The organism is Rhizobium sp. Nf11,1, assembly GCF_050587665.1.
Lineage (GTDB): Bacteria > Pseudomonadota > Alphaproteobacteria > Rhizobiales > Rhizobiaceae > Rhizobium.
On the sequence record NZ_JBOBHU010000004.1, the window covers coordinates 288183 to 312212 of the forward strand.

The window sequence follows — 24030 nt, forward strand, 5'->3', positions numbered from 1 at the left end:
TGGCACCAAACCGGGAGACGCAGATGACGAATCTCTTGAAATCCTGCACGGCAGCGCTCGCCTGCCTGAGCTTCGCGACACAGGTGGTCGCCGCCGAACCGCTGAAGGCCTTGGGTAAGGGCGAAGGCGCGGTCAGCATCGTCGCCTGGGCCGGCTACATCGAACGCGGCGAAACCGACAAGAATTACGACTGGGTTACCGGCTTCGAAAAGGAAACCGGCTGCAAGGTCTCAGTCAAGACTGCCGCCACATCCGATGAGATGGTGTCGCTGATGAACGAAGGTGGCTTCGATCTCGTCACCGCATCCGGCGACGCGTCGCTTCGCCTCATCGCCGGCAAGCGTGTCCAGCCGATCAATACCGATCTGATCCCGAGCTTCAAGAATGTCGACAAGCGCCTGCAGGACGGCCCATGGTACACCGTCGGCGGCGTGCATTACGGCGTGCCCTATCTCTGGGGGCCGAACGTACTGATGTACAATACCGACGCCTTCAAGGACAAGGCGCCGACCAGCTGGGGTGTCGTCTTCCAGGAGCAGACCCTGCCGGACGGCAAGTCAAACAAGGGCCGCGTCCAGGCCTATGACGGCGCGATCTATATCGCCGATGCGGCCATGTATCTGATGGCCCATAAGCCCGATCTCGGCATCAAGGACCCGTACGAACTGACCGAGGACCAGTACAAGGCCGCCCTCGACCTGTTGCGCGGCCAGCGCAAGCTCGTCTCACGCTACTGGCACGACGCGATGATCCAGATCGACGACTTCAAGAACGAAGGCGTCGTCGCCTCCGGCTCCTGGCCCTTCCAGGTCAACCTGCTCCAGGCCGACAAGCAGAAGATCGCCTCCACCTTTCCGGATGAAGGCGTCACCGGCTGGGCCGACACGACCATGCTGCACGCCGACAGCGAACATCCGAACTGCGCCTATATGTGGATGGAACATTCGCTGCAGGCCAAGGTCCAGGGCGACGCCGCCGCCTGGTTCGGCGCCGTGCCCTCCGTTCCCGCTGCCTGCAAGGGCAACGAGCTGATGGGAGAAACCGGCTGCGCCACCAACGGCTTCGATCACTTCGACAAGATCAAGTTCTGGAAAACACCGGTCGCCAAATGCGCAACGCAGAGCGAATGCGTGCCCTATCACCGCTGGGTGTCGGATTACATCGGCGTGATTGGCGGGCGGTAATAGCCAAGTCGGCTTGTGTGGTTGAAGACCCCTTCCCAACCCCTCCCCACAAGGGGGAGGGGCTACAAGTGGCACCGCCTCGCTCCTCTTGAACGCCGAGTTCTTTGCGAGGATGCGGCAGATTAAGCCCTCCCCCTTGTGGGGAGGGGTTTGGGGCGGGGTCTTTTAAGCCGCGACCGACGCCCCCTATTGAAAGACCCGGAGCCTTCCATGACGTCAGCCGTCCGCTTCCAACAGGTATCGCGCCATTTCGGCCAGGTTCGCGCCGTCGACGGCGTCGATCTCGAAATAGCGCCGGGCGAATTCTTTGCCATGCTCGGGCCCTCCGGCTCCGGCAAGACGACGTGCCTCAGATTGATCGCCGGCTTCGAACAGCCGACAGCAGGCCACATTCAGATCTTCGGCGAGACGGCCGACGGCGTTCCGCCCTATCGGCGCAACGTCAACACCGTATTCCAGGATTACGCGCTCTTCCCGCATCTCAACATCCTCGACAACGTCGCCTACGGGCTGATGGTCAAGGGCGTCGGCAAGGCGGAGCGGATGAAGGCGGCGGGAGAAGCCCTCGAGCTCGTCAAACTGCCGGGTTATGGCGGCCGCCGCCCCGGCCAGCTCTCCGGCGGCCAGCGGCAGCGCGTGGCGCTCGCCCGCGCCCTCGTCAACAAGCCGAAGGTGCTGCTGCTCGATGAGCCGCTCGGTGCGCTGGACCTGAAGCTGCGGGAGCAGATGCAGGAGGAATTGAAGAGCCTGCAGCGCGCGCTCGGCATCACCTTTGTCTTCGTCACCCATGATCAGGGCGAGGCGCTGTCCATGGCCGATCGCGTCGCGGTCTTCAACAATGGCAATATCGTCCAGCACGGCACGCCGCAGGATATCTACCGCTGCCCGAAGACCCGTTTCGTCGCCGATTTCGTCGGCTCGTCCAATGTGATCGCGCCTGATCTGATGGCCGCGATCGGCGGCGAGAAACGCTGGGCGAGCCTGCGCCCCGAGGCGATACGGCTGGCAAGTGACGGCATCGAGGCGAAGGTCGAGCATGCGAGCTTCCTCGGCGCCGCCACCCGTCTCAGCGTCGACCTGCAGGGCAGCCGGCTGCATGTCACGCTGCCGGCAGGCATGCCTGTGCCGGATATCGGCGCCGGCATCCGGCTTGCCTGGCAGCCCGCCGATATCCACTACATGGACGATGCGGCATGACGGCACTCATCATCTCCGACGGCAAGACATCGATCCTTCCGGGACGCAGCGGCGTCTTCGGCCGGCTGTCGGATGCCTTCTGGCGGCACCCGAAGCTTTTGCTGTTCCTGATGCTGACACCGCCCCTGCTCTGGCTCGGCATCATCTATATCGGCTCGCTCATCGCCCTGCTTCTGCAGAGTTTCTTCTCGATCGACGATTTTTCCGGACTGGTGAACTACGAATTCACGCTGTCGACCTACGCCCAGCTTCTGAGCCCGACGAATTTCGACATCATTATCCGCACCGTCGTAATGGCGGCGCTGGTCACCGTCGCTTCCGCACTCATCGCCTTCCCGATCGCCTACTACGCCGCCCGTTATGCGCGGGGCAAATGGAAGGTGCTGTTTTATCTCGGCGTCATGCTGCCGCTCTGGTCGAGTTATCTCGTCAAGATCTACGCCTGGAAGCTGATCCTCGCTAAAGAAGGCATCCTGACCTGGATCTTCGAACAGCTCCATCTCTCCTGGCTTCTCGACGGCGTCCTGAACCTGCCCGTCGTCGGCGGCAATTCGCTTTCGGTCAGCTACCTCGGCACCTTCATCGTCTTCATCTATATCTGGCTGCCCTACATGATCCTGCCGACTCAGGCGGCCCTCGAGCGTGTGCCCGGCAACCTGATTGAGGCCTCGGCGGATCTCGGCGCCACCCCGCGCCAGACATTCCGCACCGTGCTGCTGCCCCTGGCACTCCCCGGCATCGTCGCCGGTTCGATTTTTACCTTTTCGCTGACACTCGGCGATTACATCATCCCGCAGATCATCGGCTCTTCCAGGCTGTTCATCGGCCAGGCCGTCTATGCGCAGCAGGGGACGGCTGGCAACGTGCCGCTGGCGGCTGCCTTCTCGGTCGTGCCGATCGTCATCATGGCGCTTTATCTGTCGCTCGCCAAAAGACTGGGGGCCTTCGATGCCCTCTGATCTCAAGACATCGCCGCTGCCCTTGAAGATCGCCGCCGCCGGCGGGCTGCTTTTCCTGCACCTGCCGATCCTGCTGATCTTCGTCTATGCCTTCACGACGGAGGAGAAGAGCTATCAGTGGCCGCCACCCGGGTTGACGCTGCAATGGTTCGCCGTTGCTTGGAACCGGCCCGACGTCTGGTCGGCGCTCGGCCTTTCCGTGCAGGTCGCCGTCATCGCCACCGCGATCGCGCTGATCCTCGGCACGCTCTGTGCCGCTGCCGTCAGCCAGACGAAGTTCTTCGGCCGCGAGGCGATCTCGCTGCTGGTCATCCTGCCGATCGCGCTTCCCGGCATCATCACCGGCATTGCGCTGCGCTCCGCCTTCAGCCTCTTCGACATCCCGTTCTCGGTCTGGACCATCGTGCTCGGCCACGCCACTTTCTGCGTGGTGGTCGTCTACAACAACGCCGTCGCCCGCTTCCGCCGCACCTCCGGCTCGCTGATCGAAGCTTCGATGGATCTCGGCGCCGATGGCTTCCAGACCTTCCGCCATGTCATCCTGCCGAATATCGGCACTGCCCTGCTTGCCGGCGGCATGCTCGCTTTTGCCCTGTCCTTCGATGAGGTCATCGTCACCACCTTCACCGGCGGCCAGCAATCGACGCTGCCGATCTGGATGCTCGAAGAACTCATCCGCCCGCGCCAGCGCCCCGTCACCAATGTGGTCGCCATGGTCGTGGTGCTGGTCACCTTCCTGCCGATTCTGGCAGCCTATTACCTCACCCGCGACGGCGACCAGATCGCCGGTGCCGGCAAATAACAGGGAGAACATCATGGATACGCAAATGTTGATCGGTTCCCGCTTCGAAAAAGGCACGGAGACGGAAGAGCACATCCTGAACCCGAGGACCGGAGAGACGGTGATCGACCTTCCCGAGGCCTCGCTTTCCCAGGTCGATGCCGCCGTCGATGCCGCCGAAAAAGCCTTCAAGAGCTGGTCGCAGACGACGCCTTCCGAACGCTCGAGTTACCTGCTGAAGATCGCCGACGCTATCGAGAAGGACGCCGCCGGTTTCGCCGCGCTGGAAGCGCTGAACTGCGGCAAGCCGATCAATTCAGTGCTGAACGATGAAATCCCGGCAATCGTCGATTGTTACCGCTTCTTCGCGGGGGCAGTGCGCAACCTGCACGGACCGGCCGCCGGCGAATACTTGCCCGGCCACACCTCGATGATCCGCCGTGATCCGATCGGCATCGTCGGCTCGATCGCGCCGTGGAACTATCCGTTGATGATGATGGCCTGGAAGCTGGCGCCGGCAATCGCGGGCGGCAACACCGTCGTCTTCAAACCCTCGGAACAGACGCCGCTGACAGCGCTGAAGATGGCGAAGCTGCTTTCCGACATCCTTCCCGAAGGCGTGGTCAACGTCATCCTCGGCCGCGGCGAAAGCGTCGGCAATGCGCTGATCAACCACGCCAAAGTCAACATGATCTCGATCACGGGCGATGTCGCCACCGGCAAGAAGGTGCTGCAGGCCGCCGCCAAAACCGTCAAGCGCACTCATCTGGAACTTGGCGGCAAGGCCCCGGTCATCGTCTTCGACGACGCCGATATCGATGCCGTCGTGTCAGGCATCCGCACCTTCGGTTACTACAATGCCGGTCAGGACTGCACCGCGGCCTGCCGCATCTATGCCGACGCCAAGGTCTACGACAATTTCGTTGCCGATCTCTCTTCGGCCGTCTCAAGCATCCGCTTCAACCAAGCCGACGATACCGAAAACGAGATCGGTCCGCTGATCTCCAGGCGCCAGCGTGACCGCGTCGAAAGCTTCGTCGCCCGCGCTTCCGAGCACAAGCACATGGAAATCACCACCGGCGGCAAGGTCTCCGGCGACAAAGGCTTCTTCTTCACGCCGACCGTCATTGCGGGCGCCTTGCAGGACGACGAGATCGTCCGCCGCGAGGTCTTCGGCCCGGTCGTCTCCGTCACCCGCTTCTCCGACGCTGACGATGCCGTCGCTTGGGCGAACGACAGCGATTACGGCCTCGCCTCCTCGGTCTGGACCAGGGATATCGGCCGCGGCATGAAGACCGCCGGCCGCCTGCAATATGGCTGCACCTGGATCAACACGCATTTCATGCTGGTCAACGAGATGCCGCATGGCGGCCTCAAGCAGTCGGGTTACGGCAAGGACATGTCCGTCTATGCGCTGGAGGATTATACCGCCGTTCGCCATGTGATGATCAATCACGGCTGACCGGCGAAAACGTCAAGGATATGGAAGCCACGCCGACAGCAGGAATATCGTCCAATTTCGCGCGACGTGGAACAATTTCCCGGTTGCCGCGTCTTTTCAGACAAACGCAAAGGATGATGTCATGCTGAAATGGGCTCTGATATTCTTCGTTATTTCGATCATCGCCGGCTTCTTTGGCTTCTCCGGCGTCTCCGCCGCCACCGCGACCATCGCCCGCGTGCTCTTCGGTATTGCACTGGTGATCTTCCTGATCTTCCTGGTTCTGGCGCTGATGGCCGGCCAGGCGGTCTTGTAAGCGGGCGCCGCCCAATCCGGAGCAATTCCGCGGCTCGGAAGAGCCGCGGAATGTTCATGGCGCGCAAAAGCCTGCAGCAATTGGCTACAGCATGGCCCTCAGCCAGGGATGAAGGCTGCTAGCCTGCCTTTTCAGCAGATTGTCGACCGATACCGAACCCGCTCCGGAAGCGGCGAGAACGAACATGCCGCCGGCAATCGCCAGGTCCTTCTCGAAATGCAAGAGTTCGTTTTGGCTGGTAAAGTTCGTATGAAAGAGAAAGGCGGTCGCCAGGCAGAAGAGCGCCAGCGCCGTGGCACCCAGCCGACCGAGGAAACCCGCCGCAACGGAAATGCCGGCGCCGATTTGAAGAGCGATGGTGGCCAAGGCTACCGGCGCCGACAGCCCTAAGTTCGCGAAGGTGTCGATGGTCGACCCGAGATCTGCCGCAAGAGACGAGCCTTCGTGCAGAAAAATCAGCGCCAGCAGAAGCCTGCCCAGAAGCAGAACGAGGTCGGCGGATCGGAACCGGCTTGCGACGCTCTTCATCATACCCTCCGCTTTGCAGAGCAGGTGGACCAGTCGTGTGGCCCCTGCGTTAATTCCGTCCCGTCTCCCGGGTGTTATGGGCTGGATCCTCCCGGTCGCCGGCTACGGCGCATTATAACAGGCTTGCACCGACATTGATCGCCAGCGCCAGGATCGTCGTGTTGAACAGGAACGACAGCACGGCATGCAGCAGTGTTAGCTTGCGCATGCTGGTCGAACTGACCGCGACATCCGCGGTCTGCGCGGCAACGCCGACGGTGAAGGAGAAATAGAGGAAGTCCCAATAGCCGGGCTCTTCGATGCCGTCGGGGAATTTGAGGCCGCTCTCTTCGTCCGCCCCGCCATAGAAATAATGGGCATAGTGGATGGTGAAAAGCGTATGCAGAAAAATCCACGAGATCAGAATCGTCAGCACCGCGGCACCCGCTCGCGACAGCGCAACGTCAGGTGGCGCCTCCTTGATCGAATGAAGCTCGGTGCCGATGCCGACGATGCTCGCAAGCGCAGCACCGATTGAAAGGGCCAGCAAAACGGTATCCGAAAAATCGAGATCGGCGGCGCGTTTCCGGATCGATTCGACCGTCGCCCGCAGCATCTTGCGCCAGCTGAGCGCGACAAAAACAATGGCGCTGATATTCCAGCCGAACAGGATATTGCCGGCACTGACCTCCCGCGAGGCCAGAGCCAAGAAGACCACCAGTCCGGCAACAGCGGCAATGATGAAGCTTGCGTGCTTGCGGGCAAGTGCCACAGGCGACCTTGCCGGTTCCTCGTCCGCCATATCGGTCTCCGACAGCATATGTCATTGATAAGAGCATGAAAAAGGCGCGGTTGCCAGCCCGGCATCCGCGCCTTCGATCGTTGGCGTGCTCTATCAGGCGGCAGCGAGCTGCAGTTCCTTCTGCACCATGGTGCGCAGCGTCGACAGGTCCTTGGCGAAGGCGCGGATGCCTTCCGCGAGCTTTTCCGTCGCCATCGCGTCTTCGTTCATCATCCAGCGGAAGGTCTTTTCGTCGACGGAGATTTTGGCAGCCGGCCTGACCGTTTCAGGCGACAGCTTGCGCTCGAGCTTGCCTTGGTCGTTCGAAAGCTCGTCGAGCAAGTTCGGAGCGATGGTCAGGCGATCGCAACCGGCCAGCGCTTCGATCTCGCCGGTATTGCGGAAGGACGCGCCCATGACGACCGTCTTGATGTCGTTGGCCTTGTAGTAGTTGTAGATGTCACGGACGGAGATGACGCCCGGATCCTCCTCGGCAGTGAAATCCTTGCCCGTCGACTTCTTGTACCAGTCGAGGATACGGCCGACGAAGGGCGAAATCAGGAAAACCTTGGCATCGGCGCAGGCGATCGCCTGCGCCTTGGAGAAGAGCAACGTCAGATTGCAGTCGATGCCCTCCTTCTGCAGGATTTCCGCTGCGCGAATGCCTTCCCAGGTAGACGCGAGCTTGATGAGGATACGGTCTTTCTCGATGCCGCGTTCCTTGTAGGCGGCAATGATGCTGCGTGCCTTGTTCAGCGATGCTTCGGTATCGAAGGACAGGTCGGCATCGACTTCCGTCGAAACGCGGCCGGGAACGAGCTTCACCAGGGCGGCGCCGACCGAGATGGCAAGGCGGTCGGCAACGGCTGCAGCGGCAACATTTGCATCGCCGCCGAGCTTCTTGCCCCAGGCGATCGCTTCCTTCATGTCGTCTGCGAACATTTCGGTACCGAGCGCCTTTAGGACGATGGATGGATTGGTCGTGCAGTCGACCGGCTTCAGGCGGGCGACTGCCTGAATATCGCCTGTATCGGCGACGACGGTGGTAATCTCGCGGAGTTGGTCAAGCTTGGATGTCATGGTTGGTGATCCTTATTGAATTCAAAGCGGACCGGCGCGACTTCCGCCCGGCAAAGAGATGATCTAGGGACAGATGTTTTGCATGCTGCGGGCGAATATACGCGCTTCCGTCACGGATGATTCATAAACGTGAGGGACAGTCGACGTGTTCCGGCCGCATGCGAACGGCTGCTCGAACGCAGGCGATACCGCCTGCGGCGCAAAGGCCGGTCGTGACTTTCGGCATGCCCGCACTATGTCCTCCTCGGACTGACAGGGACGACTTTGTGTCGCGAGGACTATCGCCGTTCGCGCAAGGAAAAGTCAAGGACATTTGTGCATTCTGATTGACATAAGTGTCACACCCGTCATTATCCCGGCAGCAAACGCATAGGCGCAGCCTTTCGTCCCATCAGGGATTTAGGCGAAAATCCTGCGGGAGGAGACGTGGTCAAGCTCAAACGCGGCACCCATACCGCCTATTCCGAGGCATCCTCGCTGCGGCTGAGGGCTGCATGGCTCTATTACAATGAGGGCCTGACCCAGAAAGACGTCGCCGAACAGCTCGGCATCAGCCGGACGACGGTGATCCGCCTGCTCGACGAGTCGATGAAACGCAGCGAAGTCCAGATCTGGATCAACGATTCGATCGGCGATTGCGTCGAGCTTTCGGTCAAGCTGGAGCGTGCCTATGGCCTCGACGAAGCGATCGTCGTGCCTGCGCCGGTTCATGGCGATGTCGATTCACTGGCAAAGAACGTCGGCTTGGCGCTTGGCCAGTTCCTCTCCGAAGCCATTCCCGACGACTATACGATCGGTGTCGGCTGGGGCCGCACCATGACCGCCTCGCTGGCGAGCTTCCGGCCGCCACGCCGCGCCAATTGTAAGGTCGTTTCGCTGCTCGGCGGCATCGTTGCCGTGCATCAGACGAATCCGATCGATTACACTTGGCGGCTGGCCAACCAGCTCGGCGCCGAATGTTACATGTTCCTGGCGCCGCTTCTCGTCGATTCCATCGAAACCAAACGCAATCTGATCGACAAATGCGGGTTGGACACGATCTACCGCCTCGCCGAGAACCTCGATCTCGCGATCGTCAGCTGCGGTGATATCGGGCCGCACTCGACCTCGCTATCGGAAGGCTGGATATCGAAGGCCGAGTTGCAAGAACTGATCAATGCCGGCTGCGTCTGCGACACCATGTTCAATTTCCTCGACAAGGACGGCAATTCGGTCGATCACTCGATCAACCAGCGCGTGATGTCCGTCGACCTCGACATGCTGAAAGAGGCCAAGCACATCGTGCTTTCCTCCGGCGGCGCCCACCGGGCCACCGCCATCCGCGCCACGATCAAGCGCATCGGCTGCAACACGCTGATCACCGATGAAGGTGCGGCGCAAGCATTGCTGGAACTTGCCGAACAGGCCTAAAAGGCGCCGCGATCTTGGAGATTGGCATGCCGTGCTTTTTGCTGGGCAGGCTTTACGCATGCGCCGATTCCCAACCGAGCATCGCCCGTTTGCGGGTGAGGCCCCAGTGGTAGCCCGTCAGCGCACCGTTCTTGCCGAGCGCCCGGTGGCAAGGCACCACGAAGGAGATCGGATTTGCCCCGACCGCCGCGCCCACTGCGCGCTGCGCCGTCGGCCGGCCAATATCGTTGGCGATGTCGGAATAGGTGACCGCCTTGCCGAACGGTATCTTCATGAGGCTCTGCCAGACGCGCACCTGGAAGTCCGTCCCGATCAGCACGACGCGAAGCGGCTGCTCGGAAGACCATTTTCCGGGTTGGAAGATGCGGGCGGCATAGGGCATCGTCGCCTGCAGGTCTTCGATGTATTCGGCATTCGGCCAGCGGCAGGTCATGTCCTCGAGGCAAGCCCGTTCCCCGCCGGAATCGCTGAAGGCAAGGCCGGCAAGACCGCGATCGGTCACCATGATCAGCGCCACGCCGAAGGGGCAGATGTGGAAACCGTAGCGGATGGTGAGGCCGCCGCCTTTTGCCTTCCATTCGCCGGGTGACATCGCCTCATGGGTCACGAAAAGGTCGTGCAGGCGGCTCGGCCCGGAGAGGCCGACTTCGATCGACGTCTCGAGCAACGGCATGTCTTCCTTGCGCAGCAGCCGCTTGGCGTGGTCGAGCGTCACCGCCTGCAGGAAACCTTTCGGCGAGAGGCCGGCCCAGCGGGTGAAGGTCTTCTGCAGCTGCGTCGGCGACTGGTTGAGCCTAGCGGCGATCGCCTCCAGCGACGGCTGGTCGCGATAATCCTCGGTGATGAGTTCGATGACCCGACGGACGATATCGTAATCGGGGCCGTCAGGCGTGATGTCGGTCTGCAGGTTCGCGATCATATCCATGGTCTTTCTCCTTGCAACAAGGAGATAATCAATAGGGCCGGGGCAAACCACCCGATTCTTGCGCGCTCGTCCACTACGCTCAGATACGCTGCTTGACCGTCGCAAGCGCGCCTTTGAAGGCCTTTGCGAAGCTCTCGCGATCATCCGGATTGAGGAAGGAGCCGATATCCGTGCGCCGGCCCTCGCCGAAAATATGCATCGAGAGGATGCCGATCTCCTGATGCCTCCGAACGAGGAAACGCGCCCAGAACGGGTTGAAATGATGCTCTACCATCCGCCCCGATGGGGCAAACTTGCGCACCGATACGTCGGTGCGCGACACGGTGACCTGTTCGCGCACCCGCCCGGACCGGTAATTCAGCCAGAAGGCGCCGTAGAGAAGCACAAAATCCAATCCGAAGAAGAAGCCGATCGGCCAGGCGCCGGTAGCGATGAAGAACATCCCATAGAGGAAGCAGACGGCGCCGGACAGGATGAGCAGCACCTTGAAGCCGCGGCGGCCGAGCGACCGGTGGGGGAAGAGCTCGGCGGCGAAAACAGGCTGCTCGCTAGAGCTGTTGGCGTTGCTTTCCATCATGACCGCTGAGTATAGAGTTTCTATGGCGAATCCGAAACTCAAATCCCTGCCGCAAGGCACGAATGTGATCACCCGCCGCAAACCGGCGGCGGCGGTGAAAACCGCCTATTCGCAGGCCGAGCGCGAGGAAATCTTCCGTCGCTTTTCCGTGCAGCGACCCGAGCCGCGGGGCGAGCTGGAACACACCAACCCTTTCACCCTCGTCGTGGCGGTGGCTCTCTCCGCCCAGGCCACGGATGCCGGCGTCAACAAGGCGACGCGAGCGCTTTTCAAGGTAGCCGATACGCCGCAGAAAATGCTCGATCTCGGCGAGGACAAGCTTCGCGATTACATCAAGACTATCGGCCTTTACCGCAACAAGGCGAAAAACGTCATCGCGCTCTCGCAAATGCTGGTCGACGACTTCGCCGGCAAGGTGCCGGAAACGCGCGAGGAACTGGTGCGCCTGCCGGGTGTCGGCCGCAAGACTGCCAATGTCGTGCTGTCGATGGCCTTTGGCCAGGCCACCATGGCCGTCGATACGCACATCTTCCGGATCGCCAATCGCATCAGGCTTGCTCCCGGCAAGACGCCTGATGAAGTCGAAGCGCGATTGATGAAAGTGGTGCCGAAACACTATCTCTATCACGCCCATCACTGGCTGATCCTGCACGGGCGCTACACCTGCAAGGCACGCCGCCCCGAATGCGAGCGCTGCGTCATCGCCGATATTTGCAAATCGCCGGAGAAGAGTTCGGATGTGCCGGCCCCGCTGGTCGAACTACCGCCGCAGGTGATCGGCGAGGCTGTCGAGTAGAACAGTGATCGCTTGTTCGTAGCTCCGCCGTTCGGCGCCCGCCTCGATCGCAATTGCCGCGCGGTCGAAGCCCGCCGATAGCAGCAATGTCAGAGGCTCAAGCGTAGCGCCAGCTCTCGGAAGCATGGCTGCAAGTCCTGTCCGCAATGTCCTTTCCGCGTTGTCGGCATCGATCGCCTGGCTCGCCGGCAGACCGAGAACGGCAGGAGCGTCGATCAATAGCAGCCGCGTGCGGCCCTCCGCCATCATTGCGTCGAAATAGGCCGAAACGCCGGCAATCAGCGCGTCGCGCGGCGTATCATCGGACGCCGAAGATGCCGCGATTGCTTCGGCGACTGCGCGCGCCTCGACTTCGACAACCGCGCGAAAGAGCGCCTTCTTGTCTTCGAAATGATGATAGAGCGCTCCGCGTGTCACACCCGCCGCCGCCGCGATCTCCGGCGTCGCCGTTTCGGCATACCCTTTATCGACGAAGAGGCGTCGTCCGGCATCGATCAGCGCCCCTCTTGTCTGTTCCGTTCTTTCGCGATTGCTGCGGCCCATTTCCCCCATTTACATACAAACAGACTGTATGTTAAGAATAAAAACATACAGTCTGTTTGTATCTATGGAGGAAAAGGATGAAATCGACGAGCTATTATCCTGTCATCATGACCGACGACGTTGCCGGTTCCGCCCGCTTCTATTGCACGCATTTCGGCTTCGGGGCGTTGTTCGAGAGCGAGTGGTACGTTCATCTGCAATCGACTGAGGCGGAGCATGTCTCGCTCGCAATCCTCGACGGCAGCCACGAAACCATCCCGGCTGCGGCTCGCGGCAAAGTGTCCGGACTGCTCCTCAATTTCGAGGTTGCCGATGTCGATGCGGTCTACGCGGCCTGCAACAGCGCAAACCTCCCGATCCTGCAGGAGATCCGCGACGAGGATTTCGGCCAGCGGCATTTCATCACCGCCGATCCGAACGGCGTGCTGATCGACATCATCACGCCGATCCCGCCGAGCGCCGAATTTGCGCCAATGTACGAGACATCAGCCTTACCGGGTTGATCCTCAGGCGCGAAAACCGGCGTCCTTTGCCGAAATCAGCTTGTGCAGATGCACCATCATGCCCGCCGCAAAGAGAGGCGTCAGCAGGTTGACCACGGGGATCGCCAGAAAGAGCGCGATGACCAGCCCGCCGAGAAAGACCGTCGGCGCATGTTTGGCACGGAAGAGCCGCGCTTCATGCGGCGAACGGAAGCGCATGGCGGCGAATTCAAAGAATTCCCGTCCGAGCAAATAGCCGTTCACCAGAAAGAAAGCGACCAGATTGACGCCGGGAATGAACAGCAACAACAACGCCACGATATTGCCGAGGATCACCACCCCCAGGAATTTGATCGAGCTCGCCATCGCCGGGCCGAGCGGCATGGCGGCGCCCGGCGCGTCGCCGGGATAGTCACGTTTTTCGATAACGTCGGCGACATCGTCGAGGAAAAGGCCCGCAATCAGCGCCGTGACGGGCGAAAGCAGCAACGCCAGCACGAGTGCAAGGCCGACCCCGGCAAGGATTGCGAAGACCAGAGCAAACCATCCCGCCCAATCCGGCATATCGGGAAAGAAACTGGTGAGCCAGGGAAAGAGGAAGGCCATGAAGGCCCCCCGTAGCGCGAACCAGAGGCCGACGAGCACGAGAAGCGTCAGGCCGAGCACCTTCCAGAAGACCAAGCGTGTCTCCGGCGCGAACAGATTGGCGAGCGAAAGGCGTGCGGCATCAAGAATCATTTCTTCAGCGTCTCCGGTTGCGCAAAAGATGTAGGAAAGGCGAATGCTACCGACAAGAGAGAATAAAATTGCAGGCTTTAATAGAAACTTGTCGCAATATTAGAACGAATATAATATTATGAGACGCAGAAATACGCATGGGCCTGAGAAGCAGCTTCCGACAATAGTTGCCAAGACAAGGGATTGCGATAGCGCATCCACGGAACGCCTCTGAGGAAATACGGGGAGGCTGATGTGGAAGACTTTGTACATAAACTCAGGCAATACGTAAAAAGCGGCACACCGGCCGAGCGTCGTATTGCGAAATATTTCTCCGAGCACCTGAACGACCTGCCGTTTGAGACGGCAGCATCTGTCGCCGACAGGCTGGACCTCTCGCCGATGACCGTCGGGCGCTTCCTGCGCGCGCTCGGCTATCAGGGTTTGGACAGCGTCAAGGTGGAAATTCGCGAGACCGTGACGACATCGCCGGCGCAGTTGCAGAGCGCCATGAGCGAACTGCATGCGGACGCCGCGGAGGGCAAGCCGCTTGCCGTGCTGGTTGCCGAGCAGATCCAGGCCCTGCATCACATCTATCATCTGACGGCGCAGCCGCTTTGGGCCGAAGCCGTCCGCCTGATCAGCACGGCCCGCGAAGTATCGATCGCCACGCATGCGCGGCTCGCAAGCCTTGCCAATCATTTCTCCCAGCGGCTGACGCAGGCCCGCGATGGCGTTCGCACGCTCGATGCCACCGACAACCGTTTTGCCGAACTCTTCGCCCGGCAGGCCGTCGACGACGCTTTGCTCGTCATCATCGACTGCCGCCGTTTCGCCAAGGCACGGCTGCTTGCCAGAACCGCGCGCCGCTACGGCTACAAGGTCGTGCTGATTTCGCCTCAGCAAGCAGACTGGATGGCAGATCAGTCAAACGTCATGCTGTCCTTGCCGCCGGCACGCGCTCCCGATCTCGACAACCTTCCGCCGCTGATCGCACTGCTCGATTGCCTTTCGGAATCCGTCATTCTCGAAGTCGGAGAGGAGGCAGCGCTGCGCCGCCGCCGCATGCTGGAATTTGCGGCCGTCCTCGGTGAAACCGCGAACCACTAGATGTGAGCTTTCAGAACATCGCTTCCAGCTCGGCACGGTGCCGATGCATGGCCAGAAGACGGCGATAATCGCGGTCGTAAAGCGCCTGTTTCGCTTCGTCGGGAAGCCGTTCGACGCCGCCCCGATACATCGCCTCGCCGGCTGCCGCCAAATCCTCGTGCAGGCCGCAGGCGACGGATGCCGCAATCGCCGTACCGAGCAGCACCGCCTCGTTCATCTTCGGCACCACGACCTTGCAGCCGGTGGCGTCGCTATAGAGTTCCATCAGCACCGGGTTCTTCACGTGTCCGCCGGCGATATGCAGCGTATCGGGCACGTAGCCGTAGTCCTTCATCGTCTCCAGGATATGGCGGATGCCGAGAGCGATCGCGACGGCAGACCGCCAATAGAGCGCGCAAAGCCCGTCGAAGGAAGTGTCGAGCGTCAGCCCGCTGATTACGCCGACGGCATGCGGATCGGCAAGCGGCGAGCGATTGCCGTGAAAGTCCGGCAGCACAAAAATACGCTCGCCGAAAGCGTCGCCCTCCTCTGCCCGCAATTCGGCGATGCGCGCGACGATCTTCTGGTGCAATGCCGCTGTCGGCTCACCGCCGGCAGCATGCATGCGCACGATATGGTCGAGCAGCGCACCGGTCGCCGATTGCCCCGCTTCCACCAGCCAGGACTGCGGGAAGACAACCTCGTAATAAGGCCCCCACATGCCGTGGCTTGGCTTGCACTCCCGCGAGAAGGCGACGACGCAGCTCGACGTGCCGGCGATCAGTGCCAGCTGGCGCTCACGTGTTACGGGATCGGCGGCATAACCGCCGAGCGCCCCAAGCGCGCCGGCATAAGCGTCGATCATTCCCGCGGAGACATGGCACTCCGTAGTCAGCCCGAGCGCCTCGGCCGCATCAGCCGTCAGCCGGCCTATACTGCCGCCGACCGGCACAGTCTCATCCGGCAGCCGGCCGCGAGTCTGAAGATCATCGAGCCCGATCCGCTGCAGGAAATCCTGCTGCCATCCCTTTTCGAGATGGGCGAGATAATTCCATTTTGCCGTCAGCGTGCAACGAGAACGGGCGGTCGACCCAGTTGATTTCCAGGTCATGAAATCAGCAAGGTCGAAGAAATAGCCCGCCCTTTCCCACGTCGCCGGCAGCTTCTTCTTCAGCCACATCAGCTTCGGCATTTCCATTTCCGGCGACATGACGTGGCCGGAATGTTCAAGCACCCTGTGCTCCGTCGCCGTGCAGAAGTCGGCTTCCTTCAGCGCGCGATGATCGAGCCACACGATAGTGTCGAAACGCCGCTCACCGGTTGTGGACACGCTGATCGGCCCACCTTCGACGTCGCGGACCACGAGGGAACAGGTAGCGTCGAAGCCGATTGCTCCGACCGAGGCGGCGGCAATACCGGATTGCTCCATCGCCCTGCGCACCGCGGTGCAGGCGGCCGACCAGATGTCTTCGGAATCGTGCTCGGCGTGGTTTTCACGCGGCCGGTTCATGACAATCGGATGTTCAGCCTTGGCCAGCAGATGGCCCCCGGCATCGAAGACGCCGGCGCGCGCGCTGCCGGTGCCGACATCCACCGCAACCACATGATCACGCATCAAATTGCAGTCCCGTCCAGCTTATGGTTGCGGACAAGGTGTATCAATTCCGGCATGGCGTCAAACACGACATCAGGCGAAAGCCGGTCGAGTTCGGCGCGGTATCCGGCGAAATTCGCATGCGATCCGCCGGTGAAGGCAAAGACCGTCATGCCCGCCGCCTTGGCGGCAGCAATGCCGGCCGGACTGTCCTCGATGACGAGGCAGGATCCCGGCTCGACATGCATTTGCCGTGCCGCGTGGAGGAAGAGATCGGGCGCCGGTTTCCCGCGCTTGACCATCGTCGCGCTGAAGATGTCGGGCAGCCTGTCGAGAAGTCCGGTGACGGACAGCGACAACCGGATTCGCTCCATCTGGCTTGATGAAGCGACACAATAGGGAATGCCAAGTCCGTCGATCGTCGCCGCGATGCCGTCTATCGGCTTCAGCTCGGTGCGAAACCGCGCGTAGAGATCAGTGCGAATGCGCTCCAGGAATTCTTCGCCGGCGTGAATATTGAACTCGGTTTCCAGCGTATCGATGAGGGTTGCCAGGCTGCGTCCGAGGAAGCGCTCATAGGCCTGGTCTTCGGTAATCGAAACGCCGAGATCACTCATCGCCCTGACGAGCACGCTGATCGAGATCGGTTCGCTGTCGACGAGCACGCCGTCGCAATCGAAAATGACCAGCCGTGGTTCAGCATCAGCCATGAAATACCCAACCTGACTTCAATTCGGACGCATGATCGTCCCGCGCCGCCCGCAAGGCGGGATGGATGGCGCCAGCCGATGCCGCCATCCGCATTCCCCTTACACTGCGAGCTTGCCGTCGAGATAGAGCTGCAGCGTTTCCCGCGTGCCCTTTTCCCACAAGGTTTTAACAGCATGAGCAAAACGTTTGCGGAAAAGATCCGATTTCGCCACCTCGCCGAAAATATCATCGAAGCCGAGGAAGGCTGACGGATCGGCCTTTGCCTTCAGCGCCGCTGCGTGCAGGCGCTCGGCGCTGGCGTCGTTGAAGACGATATCCTTGCCGCTGTCGGTCTTGCCGGCGAAATAACGGCACCAGAGCGCCGAGACCAGCGCCAGGCCGATGACATCTCTGCCCTGGCGCAGATTGTCGAGCGTGGACGGCAGGATGAATTTCGGTTGGCGATTCGAGCCATCCTGCGCCAGACGCGGGATGGTATCGGCGATCTTCGGATTGAGAAGCCGATGTTCGATGAGGGCGAAATAATCCGTCAGCGAGGTGTTTGGCACCGGCGGCACGATCGGAATGATTTCGTCTGTCTCCAGCTTGGCCAGGAACGCCCGGATCAGCGGATGTTCCATGGCTTCATGCACGAAATGAATGTCCATCAGCGCCGCCGGATAGGCGATCGCGGCATGCCCGCCGTTCAGGATGCGGATCTTCATATGCTCGTAAGGCGTGACATCGGGCACGAAGGTGACGCCGACCTTTTCCAAGGCCGGGCGGCCGGCCGTGAACTTGTCTTCGAGCACCCACTGCTTGAATTCTTCGCAATAAACCGGCCAATTGTCCTCAATGCCGAAATTGTCCCTGAGGAAATTGATCTCCCGCTGGCCGGTCGCCGGCGTAATGCGGTCGACCATCGCGTTTGGAAAGGCAACATTAGCCCTGATCCAGTCGGCAAGGGCGGCATCCGAAAGGGCTGCCGTGCCGATCACGGCATTGGCGGTGACGACGCCATTATGGGGAATGTTGTCGCAGGACATCACGGTGAAAGGTCCGATGCCCTTGTCCTTGCGCGCCTTGAGGCCAGCGACGATCAGACCGAAAACCGTCTTCGGCGCACCGGGATTTTGTCCATCGGCGGCGATAGCAGGATGGGCCGGATTGAACGTGCCTGAAGCATCGATGAAATAACCGCCCTCGGTGATCGTCAGCGAGACGATGCGTATCTCGGGATCGGCAAGCCTGGCGATGATGGCGGCAGGATCGCCGACCGGCAGAATGTCGATCATCGGGGCGGTGACACGCGCCGCCGTCTTGTTGTTGTCCTGCTCCACCACCGTCGTCAAGAAATCCTGCGCCGCAAGCTTCTCGCGCATGGCGGCATCCGATGGCAGAACGCCGGCACCGATAATTGCCCAGTCGTGATCGGCGCCCTGGTTGAAGAGATCGTCGAGATAGATCGCCTGATGCGCGCGGTGGAAATTGCCGACGCCGAAGTGCACGATGCCGGCTTTCAGCGACGCCCTGTCGTAGGAAGGGATGGCGGCAGTGCGCGCCGCGTCCGAAAGCGTTGCCAGCGATAATTTGCACGTCATGTTTCAGTCCTCTTGAAGGTCTTGCCGAGACGGCCGAGCGCCATCGCCCGGCTCGCATGCCTGCCCCCAGCCGGCCGCCTGCTCAGATGGCAAGGCCGCCCTCGTTGAATTTATGAATGCGTGACCGGTCCGGCGTCAGATAGACCGTGTCGCCCGCTTGCGCGGCAAAATCGCCACTGCCACGCGCCGTCACCATCCCGATCCCCTCGACATCTATGTGCAGGAAGGTGTCGGAACCGAGATGCTCGGCAACGACGACCCTGCCCTTCCAATCGCCGCTCTCCATCGACAGCAGTATGTGTTCGGGACGGATGCCGAGCGTGTGCGCGCCGAGCTCGGCGGCGTTCTGGCCCTTGATGAAATTCATCTTCGGCGAGCCGATGAAGCCGGCGACGAAAAGATTGCGCGGGCGGCTGTAGAGTTCGAGCGGCGAGCCGACCTGCTCGATATTGCCGCGGTTCAGCACGACGATCTTGTCGGCCATGGTCATGGCCTCGACCTGGTCATGGGTGACATAGATCATCGTCGTCTTCAGCTGCTGATGCAACTCGCTGATTTCGAGGCGCATATTGACGCGCAGAGCCGCGTCGAGATTCGACAGCGGTTCATCGAAGAGGAAGGCTGAAGGCTGCCGCACGATGGCGCGACCGATCGCGACGCGCTGGCGCTGACCGCCGGAAAGCTGGCGCGGCTTGCGCTCGAGATAGTCGGTGAGGTTCAGCACTCGTGCCGCATCCGTCACCTTACGGTCGATTTCCGCCTTGTCGACGCCCGCCATCTTCAGCGGGAAGGCGATGTTGTTGCGCACGCTCATATGCGGATAGAGCGCGTAGGACTGGAACACCATGGCAAGGCCGCGCTCCGACGGCGCCTTCTCGGTGGCGTCCTTGCCGTCGATGACGATCTTGCCGCCGGAGACATCCTCAAGACCGGCGATCAGCCTAAGCAGCGTGGACTTGCCGCAGCCGGATGGACCGACGAAGACGACGAACTCGCCGTCGTTGATATCGAGATCGATCGAAGGGATGACCTTGGCTTCGCCGAAGACCTTGGAAACCTTCTGAAGGGTAATGCTGCCCATGTTTGTCTCCCTTTTCTTATTTCACTGCGCCGAAGGTCAGGCCGCGGACGAGTTGCTTCTGGCTGAACCAGCCGAGGATCAGGATCGGCGCGATCGCCATGGTCGAGGCCGCCGAGAGCTTGGCATAGAACAAGCCTTCGGGGCTGGAATAGGAGGCGATGAAGGCCGTCAGCGGTGCCGCCTTCGAGGCGGTGAGGTTGAGCGTCCAGAAGGCCTCGTTCCAGGCAAGGATGATGTTCAGAAGCAGCGTCGAGGCAATGCCCGGCACCGCCATCGGCGTCAGCACGTAGACGATCTCCTTCATCAGCGAGGCGCCGTCCATGCGGGCCGCTTCGAGGATCTCACCGGGAATTTCCTTGAAGTAGGTGTAGAGCATCCAGACGATGATCGGCAGATTGATCAGCGTCAGCACGATCACCAGCCCGATGCGCGTGTCGAGCAGACCGGAATTGCGGAACATCAGATAGATGGGGATCAGCGCGCCCACAGGCGGCATCATCTTGGTCGAGAGCATCCACATCAGCACGTCCTTCGTCCGCTTGGTCGGCGCGAACGCCATCGCCCAGGCGGCCGGAATAGCGATGATCAGGCCGATCAGCGTCGAGCCGAAGGAAATGACCACCGAGTTCATGAAGTGGCTGAGATAGTTCGACCGGCTCTGCACTTCCGCATAGTTCTCCGCGGTCCAGTGGAAGAACAGGAACTGCGGCGGCGAGGCGATGGCGTCGGCTTCCGACTTGAAGCTGGTCAGGAACGTCCAGAGGATCGGGAAGAAGATCAGGATGCCGAGCGTCCAGGCGACCGCCGTCACGATGAGCTTGCGCTGAGTTGTGACTTTTCTGGCCATCTCAAGCCTCCAGATTCTTGCCGACGAGGCGGACGAGGAAGATCGCGACAATATTGGCAAGCACGACCGCGACGATGCCGCCTGCAGAAGCGCCGCCGATATCGAACTGCAGCAGAGCCTGCGCATAGACGAGATAGGTGAGGTTGGTGCTGTCGGTGCCCGGCCCGCCATTGGTGGTGACGAGGATTTCGGCGAAGACCGAGAGCAGGAAGATCGTCTGGATCAGGATCACCACGGTGATGGCACGCGCCATGTGCGGCAGGATGATGTAGATGAATTTCGAGATCGCCCCGGCGCCGTCCATTTCGGCCGCCTCCTTCTGCTCCTCATCGAGCGACTGCAGCGCCGTCAACAGGATGAGCGTGGCAAAGGGCAGCCACTGCCAGGCGACGATGAGAATGACGGAGAGCAGCGGCGCATTCGCCAGCCAGTCGATCGGCTGCAGGCCGAGCGCCTTCGCAAGATGCGCAAACAGGCCGTTGACCGGGTTCATGAACATGTTCTTCCAAACGAGTGCTGCCACTGTCGGCATGACGAAGAACGGCGCGATGACAAGGATGCGCACGATGCCCTGGCCGTACATCGGCTGGTCGAGCAGCAGCGCGAAGGCGATGCCGCCGACGACGGTGACGACGAGAACGCCGGCGACAAGCAGCAGCGTATTGATCAGAGCGGCGATGAAGGCCGGATCTGACAGGAAATATTCGTAGTTCAGCAGGCCGACGAAGCTCTCCATGCCAGGGCTGAGCAGATTATAGTTCAGCAGAGAGAAATAGATCGTCATCGCAAGCGGGACGATCATCCACGCAAAGAGGAACAGCACGGAGGGCGCAATCATCAGGCGCGCCGCGGAGCGAGTATGTGTTGTTGCCATGGCAATCACCGATCTGAAGTGAAGCGGGGAGCGGCCGCAATGCAGCTTGATCTGGAAAAGAGGCCGCCGATGCGGTTTGGGCAATCGGCGGCCCAGAGGGGCGGATTGTCAAGGATCCGCCTCTTCTCAGGAGGTTATTTGATGTAGCCGGCTTTGGTCATTTCGCGGGTCGCCAGCTGCTGTGCGCTCTTCAAAGCCTGATCGACCGAAATCTGGCCGGCAAGGGCTGCCGAGAACTGCTGGCCCACCGCCGTGCCGATGCCCTGGAATTCCGGGATCGCCACGAACTGGACGCCGACATAAGGGACCGGCTTGACGGTCGGCTTGGTCGGGTCGGCCGAGTTGATCGAATCGAGGGTCATCTTGGCGAAGGGAGCAGCCTTCTGATACTCCGCATTCGCATAAAGCGAGGTGCGGGTGCCCGGAGGTGCGTTCAGCCAGCCTTCCTTCTCGGCAACCAGGTTGGTGTACTCCTTGCTCGTTGCCCAGGCGACAAACTTCTCGGCGGCCTCGACCTTCTGCGAGCCTGCCGGAATGGCGAGGTTCCAGGCCCAGAGCCAGTTGCCGCGCTTGCCGAGGCCCTTGTCCGGAGCGAGCGCGAAGCCGACCTTGTCGGCGACCTGCGACTGCTTCGGATCGGAGACGAAGGAAGCGGCAACCGTCGCGTCGATCCACATGCCGCACTTGCCGGTCTGGAAGAGCGCCAGGTTTTCATTGAAGCCGTTGGAGGAGGCGCCCGGAGGGCCAGCTTCCTTCATCAGGTTGACGTAGAAGGTCAGCGTGTCCTTCCACTCGGGCTGATCGAACTGCGGCTTCCACTTCTCATCGAACCAGCGCGCACCGAAGGAGTTCGACATAGCCGTCAGGAAGGCCATGTTTTCGCCCCAGCCAGCTTTGCCGCGCAGGCAGATGCCGTAGATTTCCTTGTCCTTGTTGGTGACCTTCTTCGCAGCGTCCGCGATGAAGTCCCAGGTCGGCGCGTCGGGCATCTTCAGGCCAGCGGCGTCGAAAAGGTCTTTGCGGTACATGACCATGGAGCTTTCGCCATAGAACGGCGCGGCATAGAGTTTGCCGTCCATGCTGATGCCGCTGCGGATGGCCGGCAGCAGGTCGTTGACGTCATAGGCGTCGCCGAGATTGTCGAGCGGCAGCAGCCAGCCCTGCTTCGCCCAGATCGGAACTTCATAGGTGCCGATCGTCAGAACGTCGTACTGGCCGCCCTTGGTCGCGATGTCGGTCGTGACCTTCTGGCGCAGCACGTTTTCTTCGAGGGTGACCCATTCAAGGTCTATGCCGGGATTCTTTGCCTTGAAGTCGTCCGTCAGCTTCTGCATCCGGATCATGTCGCCGTTGTTGACGGTCGCAATTGTCAGCGTCTCGGCCGAAGCCATGCCGGCAAACGCCAATGCTGAGCAGGCGCCCAGCAGGAAAGTTCTCAATGTCATATCTTCCTCCCAGAAGACGAGATGTGAGCATTCGCTTTGCTCATGAGCAATTACTCATCACTGCATGAAAAAAGTCAATCGACAATCGTTGCTGCGATGCCGAAGGCAGTGGTCTTGTCCTTGATTTAATTGCTATATTTTTTGCTCAGCTTTTGAGCAAAAACTCAGCGGTCTCTTCGTCAGTGATCAGAGCATTGATTTGATGGCCGACTACGGCGGCTCTGATAGCCTTGTATTTTCGCTTGCCTTTGGCGAGTCCGATAACCATCGAAGCCTCGCGGGACGGGATCGGCGCCGAGGCGACACGCTCGTTGATCGGGTTGTCGAGCAGTTTGCCGTCGACATCGAAGATCCAGCCGCAGATTTCACCGACGGCGCCTCCACGCATCAGTTCCATCATCTCGTCCTTTTCAAGAAAGCCATCGACGCAGAGCGGCCCGTCGATGCCGAGCTCGCCGATGCCGACGAAGGTGACGTCTGCCTGCGCGCTCATGTCGAGCGTCGAGCGCACCAGTTGCTGCCCATGCAGCAGCTCCCGTTCTTCGGCCGAGGTGACGAGCACCGGCAGCGGCATCGGATAGTGCCGTGCCTTCACTGCATCCGCCATGCTGAAGATGACGTTGTAATAGGCGGCCGAACCGTCCGGCGCGATATTGCCGGTCAGAGAGACGATCCGGTGATTGGGACATTCGATCGCCGGAAGCTGGTCGACCGCCGCCTTCAGCGTGCGGCCGGTGCCAACCGCCAGCACGATCGGTTCCGGCCGCTTCAGCCAGCGCTCGATCTCGGCCGCACCCGCCTCGGCGATGCCGATGGTGGTCGACGAGGATCCCGCATCGCTCGGCACCACTTCCACATGTTTCAGCCCGAATTTTCGCCGCAGCTGGTTGGCAAGCTCGAGGCAGGCGGCGATCGGATGGTCGAGCCGCACTTTGATCAGACGCTCGGCGACAGCAAGCGACACCAGCCGCTGCGCCGATTGCCGTGAAATGCCCATCGTGGCGGCGATTTCATCCTGCGTGCGTCCGGCGACATAATAAAGCCAACCGGCACGGGCTGCATCGTCGAGCCGTGCAGGGGTCTCGGATCTTTTTGCCATCTACTGCCTACCGC

The 24030-nt window shown here is 61.0% G+C and carries 25 protein-coding genes; 10 read left to right on the forward strand and 15 right to left on the reverse strand.

What is annotated here, in order from left to right; all coding sequences use genetic code 11:
- Window positions 1–23: 23 nt before the first annotated feature.
- From ACQ7C1_RS09140 to ACQ7C1_RS09165, 6 genes are all read left to right on the forward strand, one after another.
- Window positions 24–1184 carry an ABC transporter substrate-binding protein gene (locus ACQ7C1_RS09140; protein ID WP_430958045.1) on the forward strand — a complete coding sequence of 387 codons (1161 nt, stop codon included), beginning with the start codon at window positions 24–26 and terminating at the stop codon, window positions 1182–1184.
- 210 nt (window positions 1185–1394) lie between these two features.
- On the forward strand, window positions 1395–2381 hold the full coding sequence (locus tag ACQ7C1_RS09145) for an ABC transporter ATP-binding protein (protein ID WP_430958046.1): 987 nt from the start codon (window positions 1395–1397) through the stop codon (window positions 2379–2381).
- Entirely contained in the window at window positions 2378–3340 is a 963-nt protein-coding gene (locus ACQ7C1_RS09150; protein ID WP_430958047.1) for an ABC transporter permease, read from the forward strand. Before ACQ7C1_RS09145 ends, ACQ7C1_RS09150 begins: the two co-directional genes overlap by 4 nt.
- The gene (locus ACQ7C1_RS09155; protein ID WP_430958048.1) at window positions 3330–4142 is read left to right on the forward strand and encodes an ABC transporter permease; all 813 of its coding nucleotides are present in this window, start codon (window positions 3330–3332) and stop codon (window positions 4140–4142) included. The genes ACQ7C1_RS09150 and ACQ7C1_RS09155 overlap by 11 nt, the downstream gene beginning before the upstream one ends.
- 13 nt (window positions 4143–4155) lie before the next feature.
- Window positions 4156–5583 (forward strand): gamma-aminobutyraldehyde dehydrogenase, encoded by a 1428-nt coding sequence (locus ACQ7C1_RS09160; protein WP_430958050.1) that lies wholly within the window; start codon window positions 4156–4158, stop codon window positions 5581–5583.
- A gap of 121 nt (window positions 5584–5704) precedes the next feature.
- Complete coding sequence (locus ACQ7C1_RS09165; protein ID WP_004678026.1) at window positions 5705–5878, forward strand: DUF1328 domain-containing protein; 174 nt, start codon at window positions 5705–5707, stop codon at window positions 5876–5878.
- A gap of 84 nt (window positions 5879–5962) precedes the next feature.
- On the opposite strand, the gene ACQ7C1_RS09170 is transcribed toward ACQ7C1_RS09165, so the two are convergent.
- From ACQ7C1_RS09170 to tal, 3 genes are all read right to left on the reverse strand, one after another.
- Window positions 5963–6409 carry a DoxX family protein gene (locus ACQ7C1_RS09170; protein WP_430958051.1) on the reverse strand — a complete coding sequence of 149 codons (447 nt, stop codon included), beginning with the start codon at window positions 6407–6409 and terminating at the stop codon, window positions 5963–5965.
- A gap of 109 nt (window positions 6410–6518) precedes the next feature.
- Window positions 6519–7187 carry a DUF1345 domain-containing protein gene (locus tag ACQ7C1_RS09175; protein WP_430958052.1) on the reverse strand — a complete coding sequence of 223 codons (669 nt, stop codon included), beginning with the start codon at window positions 7185–7187 and terminating at the stop codon, window positions 6519–6521.
- Between the two features lie 93 nt (window positions 7188–7280).
- Complete coding sequence (tal, locus tag ACQ7C1_RS09180; protein ID WP_430958053.1) at window positions 7281–8246, reverse strand: transaldolase; 966 nt, start codon at window positions 8244–8246, stop codon at window positions 7281–7283.
- Window positions 8247–8672: 426 nt separating this feature from the next.
- On the opposite strand from tal, the gene ACQ7C1_RS09185 reads away from it, so the two are divergent.
- The gene (locus tag ACQ7C1_RS09185; protein ID WP_221112669.1) at window positions 8673–9656 is read left to right on the forward strand and encodes a sugar-binding transcriptional regulator; all 984 of its coding nucleotides are present in this window, start codon (window positions 8673–8675) and stop codon (window positions 9654–9656) included.
- Between the two features lie 52 nt (window positions 9657–9708).
- Here the strand turns inward: ACQ7C1_RS09185 and ACQ7C1_RS09190 are convergent, their stop codons facing one another.
- Entirely contained in the window at window positions 9709–10581 is an 873-nt protein-coding gene (locus ACQ7C1_RS09190) for a methylated-DNA--[protein]-cysteine S-methyltransferase (RefSeq protein WP_085860514.1), read from the reverse strand.
- A gap of 79 nt (window positions 10582–10660) precedes the next feature.
- Window positions 10661–11158 carry a DUF2244 domain-containing protein gene (locus ACQ7C1_RS09195; RefSeq protein WP_430958054.1) on the reverse strand — a complete coding sequence of 166 codons (498 nt, stop codon included), beginning with the start codon at window positions 11156–11158 and terminating at the stop codon, window positions 10661–10663.
- Between ACQ7C1_RS09195 and nth the strand changes: the two genes are divergently transcribed.
- Entirely contained in the window at window positions 11157–11954 is a 798-nt protein-coding gene (gene nth, locus ACQ7C1_RS09200; protein WP_430958055.1) for an endonuclease III, read from the forward strand. The genes ACQ7C1_RS09195 and nth overlap by 2 nt on opposite strands.
- Here the strand turns inward: nth and ACQ7C1_RS09205 are convergent.
- On the reverse strand, window positions 11919–12497 hold the full coding sequence (locus tag ACQ7C1_RS09205; protein WP_430958056.1) for a TetR/AcrR family transcriptional regulator: 579 nt from the start codon (window positions 12495–12497) through the stop codon (window positions 11919–11921). The genes nth and ACQ7C1_RS09205 overlap by 36 nt on opposite strands.
- A 77-nt stretch (window positions 12498–12574) precedes the next feature.
- Here ACQ7C1_RS09205 and ACQ7C1_RS09210 point away from each other — a divergent pair, with 77 nt between their 5' ends.
- Window positions 12575–13000 carry a VOC family protein gene (locus ACQ7C1_RS09210; protein WP_430958057.1) on the forward strand — a complete coding sequence of 142 codons (426 nt, stop codon included), beginning with the start codon at window positions 12575–12577 and terminating at the stop codon, window positions 12998–13000.
- A gap of 3 nt (window positions 13001–13003) precedes the next feature.
- On the opposite strand, the gene ACQ7C1_RS09215 is transcribed toward ACQ7C1_RS09210, so the two are convergent.
- Window positions 13004–13717, reverse strand: coding sequence for a sulfate transporter family protein (locus ACQ7C1_RS09215; RefSeq protein WP_430958058.1), 714 nt, complete (start codon window positions 13715–13717; stop codon window positions 13004–13006).
- Window positions 13718–13951: 234 nt separating this feature from the next.
- Between ACQ7C1_RS09215 and ACQ7C1_RS09220 the strand changes: the two genes are divergently transcribed.
- The gene (locus ACQ7C1_RS09220; protein WP_430958059.1) at window positions 13952–14806 is read left to right on the forward strand and encodes a MurR/RpiR family transcriptional regulator; all 855 of its coding nucleotides are present in this window, start codon (window positions 13952–13954) and stop codon (window positions 14804–14806) included.
- 10 nt (window positions 14807–14816) lie between these two features.
- On the opposite strand, the gene ACQ7C1_RS09225 is transcribed toward ACQ7C1_RS09220, so the two are convergent.
- The 8 genes from ACQ7C1_RS09225 to ACQ7C1_RS09260 form a co-directional block, all read right to left on the reverse strand.
- Window positions 14817–16400 carry an FGGY-family carbohydrate kinase gene (locus ACQ7C1_RS09225; RefSeq protein ID WP_430958060.1) on the reverse strand — a complete coding sequence of 528 codons (1584 nt, stop codon included), beginning with the start codon at window positions 16398–16400 and terminating at the stop codon, window positions 14817–14819.
- Window positions 16400–17089, reverse strand: a complete 690-nt coding sequence (locus tag ACQ7C1_RS09230) for an HAD family hydrolase (protein WP_430958061.1) — start codon at window positions 17087–17089, stop codon at window positions 16400–16402. Before ACQ7C1_RS09230 ends, ACQ7C1_RS09225 begins: the two co-directional genes overlap by 1 nt.
- 99 nt (window positions 17090–17188) lie before the next feature.
- Window positions 17189–18670 carry a mannitol dehydrogenase family protein gene (locus ACQ7C1_RS09235; RefSeq protein WP_430958062.1) on the reverse strand — a complete coding sequence of 494 codons (1482 nt, stop codon included), beginning with the start codon at window positions 18668–18670 and terminating at the stop codon, window positions 17189–17191.
- Between the two features lie 82 nt (window positions 18671–18752).
- Window positions 18753–19751, reverse strand: a complete 999-nt coding sequence (locus ACQ7C1_RS09240; RefSeq protein ID WP_430958064.1) for an ABC transporter ATP-binding protein — start codon at window positions 19749–19751, stop codon at window positions 18753–18755.
- A gap of 16 nt (window positions 19752–19767) precedes the next feature.
- Window positions 19768–20598 carry a carbohydrate ABC transporter permease gene (locus ACQ7C1_RS09245; RefSeq protein WP_085779552.1) on the reverse strand — a complete coding sequence of 277 codons (831 nt, stop codon included), beginning with the start codon at window positions 20596–20598 and terminating at the stop codon, window positions 19768–19770.
- Between the two features lies 1 nt (window position 20599).
- Window positions 20600–21472: a carbohydrate ABC transporter permease gene (locus ACQ7C1_RS09250; RefSeq protein WP_085780200.1), complete on the reverse strand. Its 873-nt coding sequence runs from the start codon at window positions 21470–21472 to the stop codon at window positions 20600–20602.
- Between the two features lie 134 nt (window positions 21473–21606).
- A complete protein-coding gene (locus tag ACQ7C1_RS09255; protein WP_085779553.1) occupies window positions 21607–22917 on the reverse strand; it encodes an ABC transporter substrate-binding protein in 1311 nt (436 codons plus the stop codon).
- Between the two features lie 145 nt (window positions 22918–23062).
- Window positions 23063–24016, reverse strand: coding sequence for a sugar-binding transcriptional regulator (locus tag ACQ7C1_RS09260; RefSeq protein ID WP_085779554.1), 954 nt, complete (start codon window positions 24014–24016; stop codon window positions 23063–23065).
- Window positions 24017–24030 lie beyond the last annotated feature (14 nt).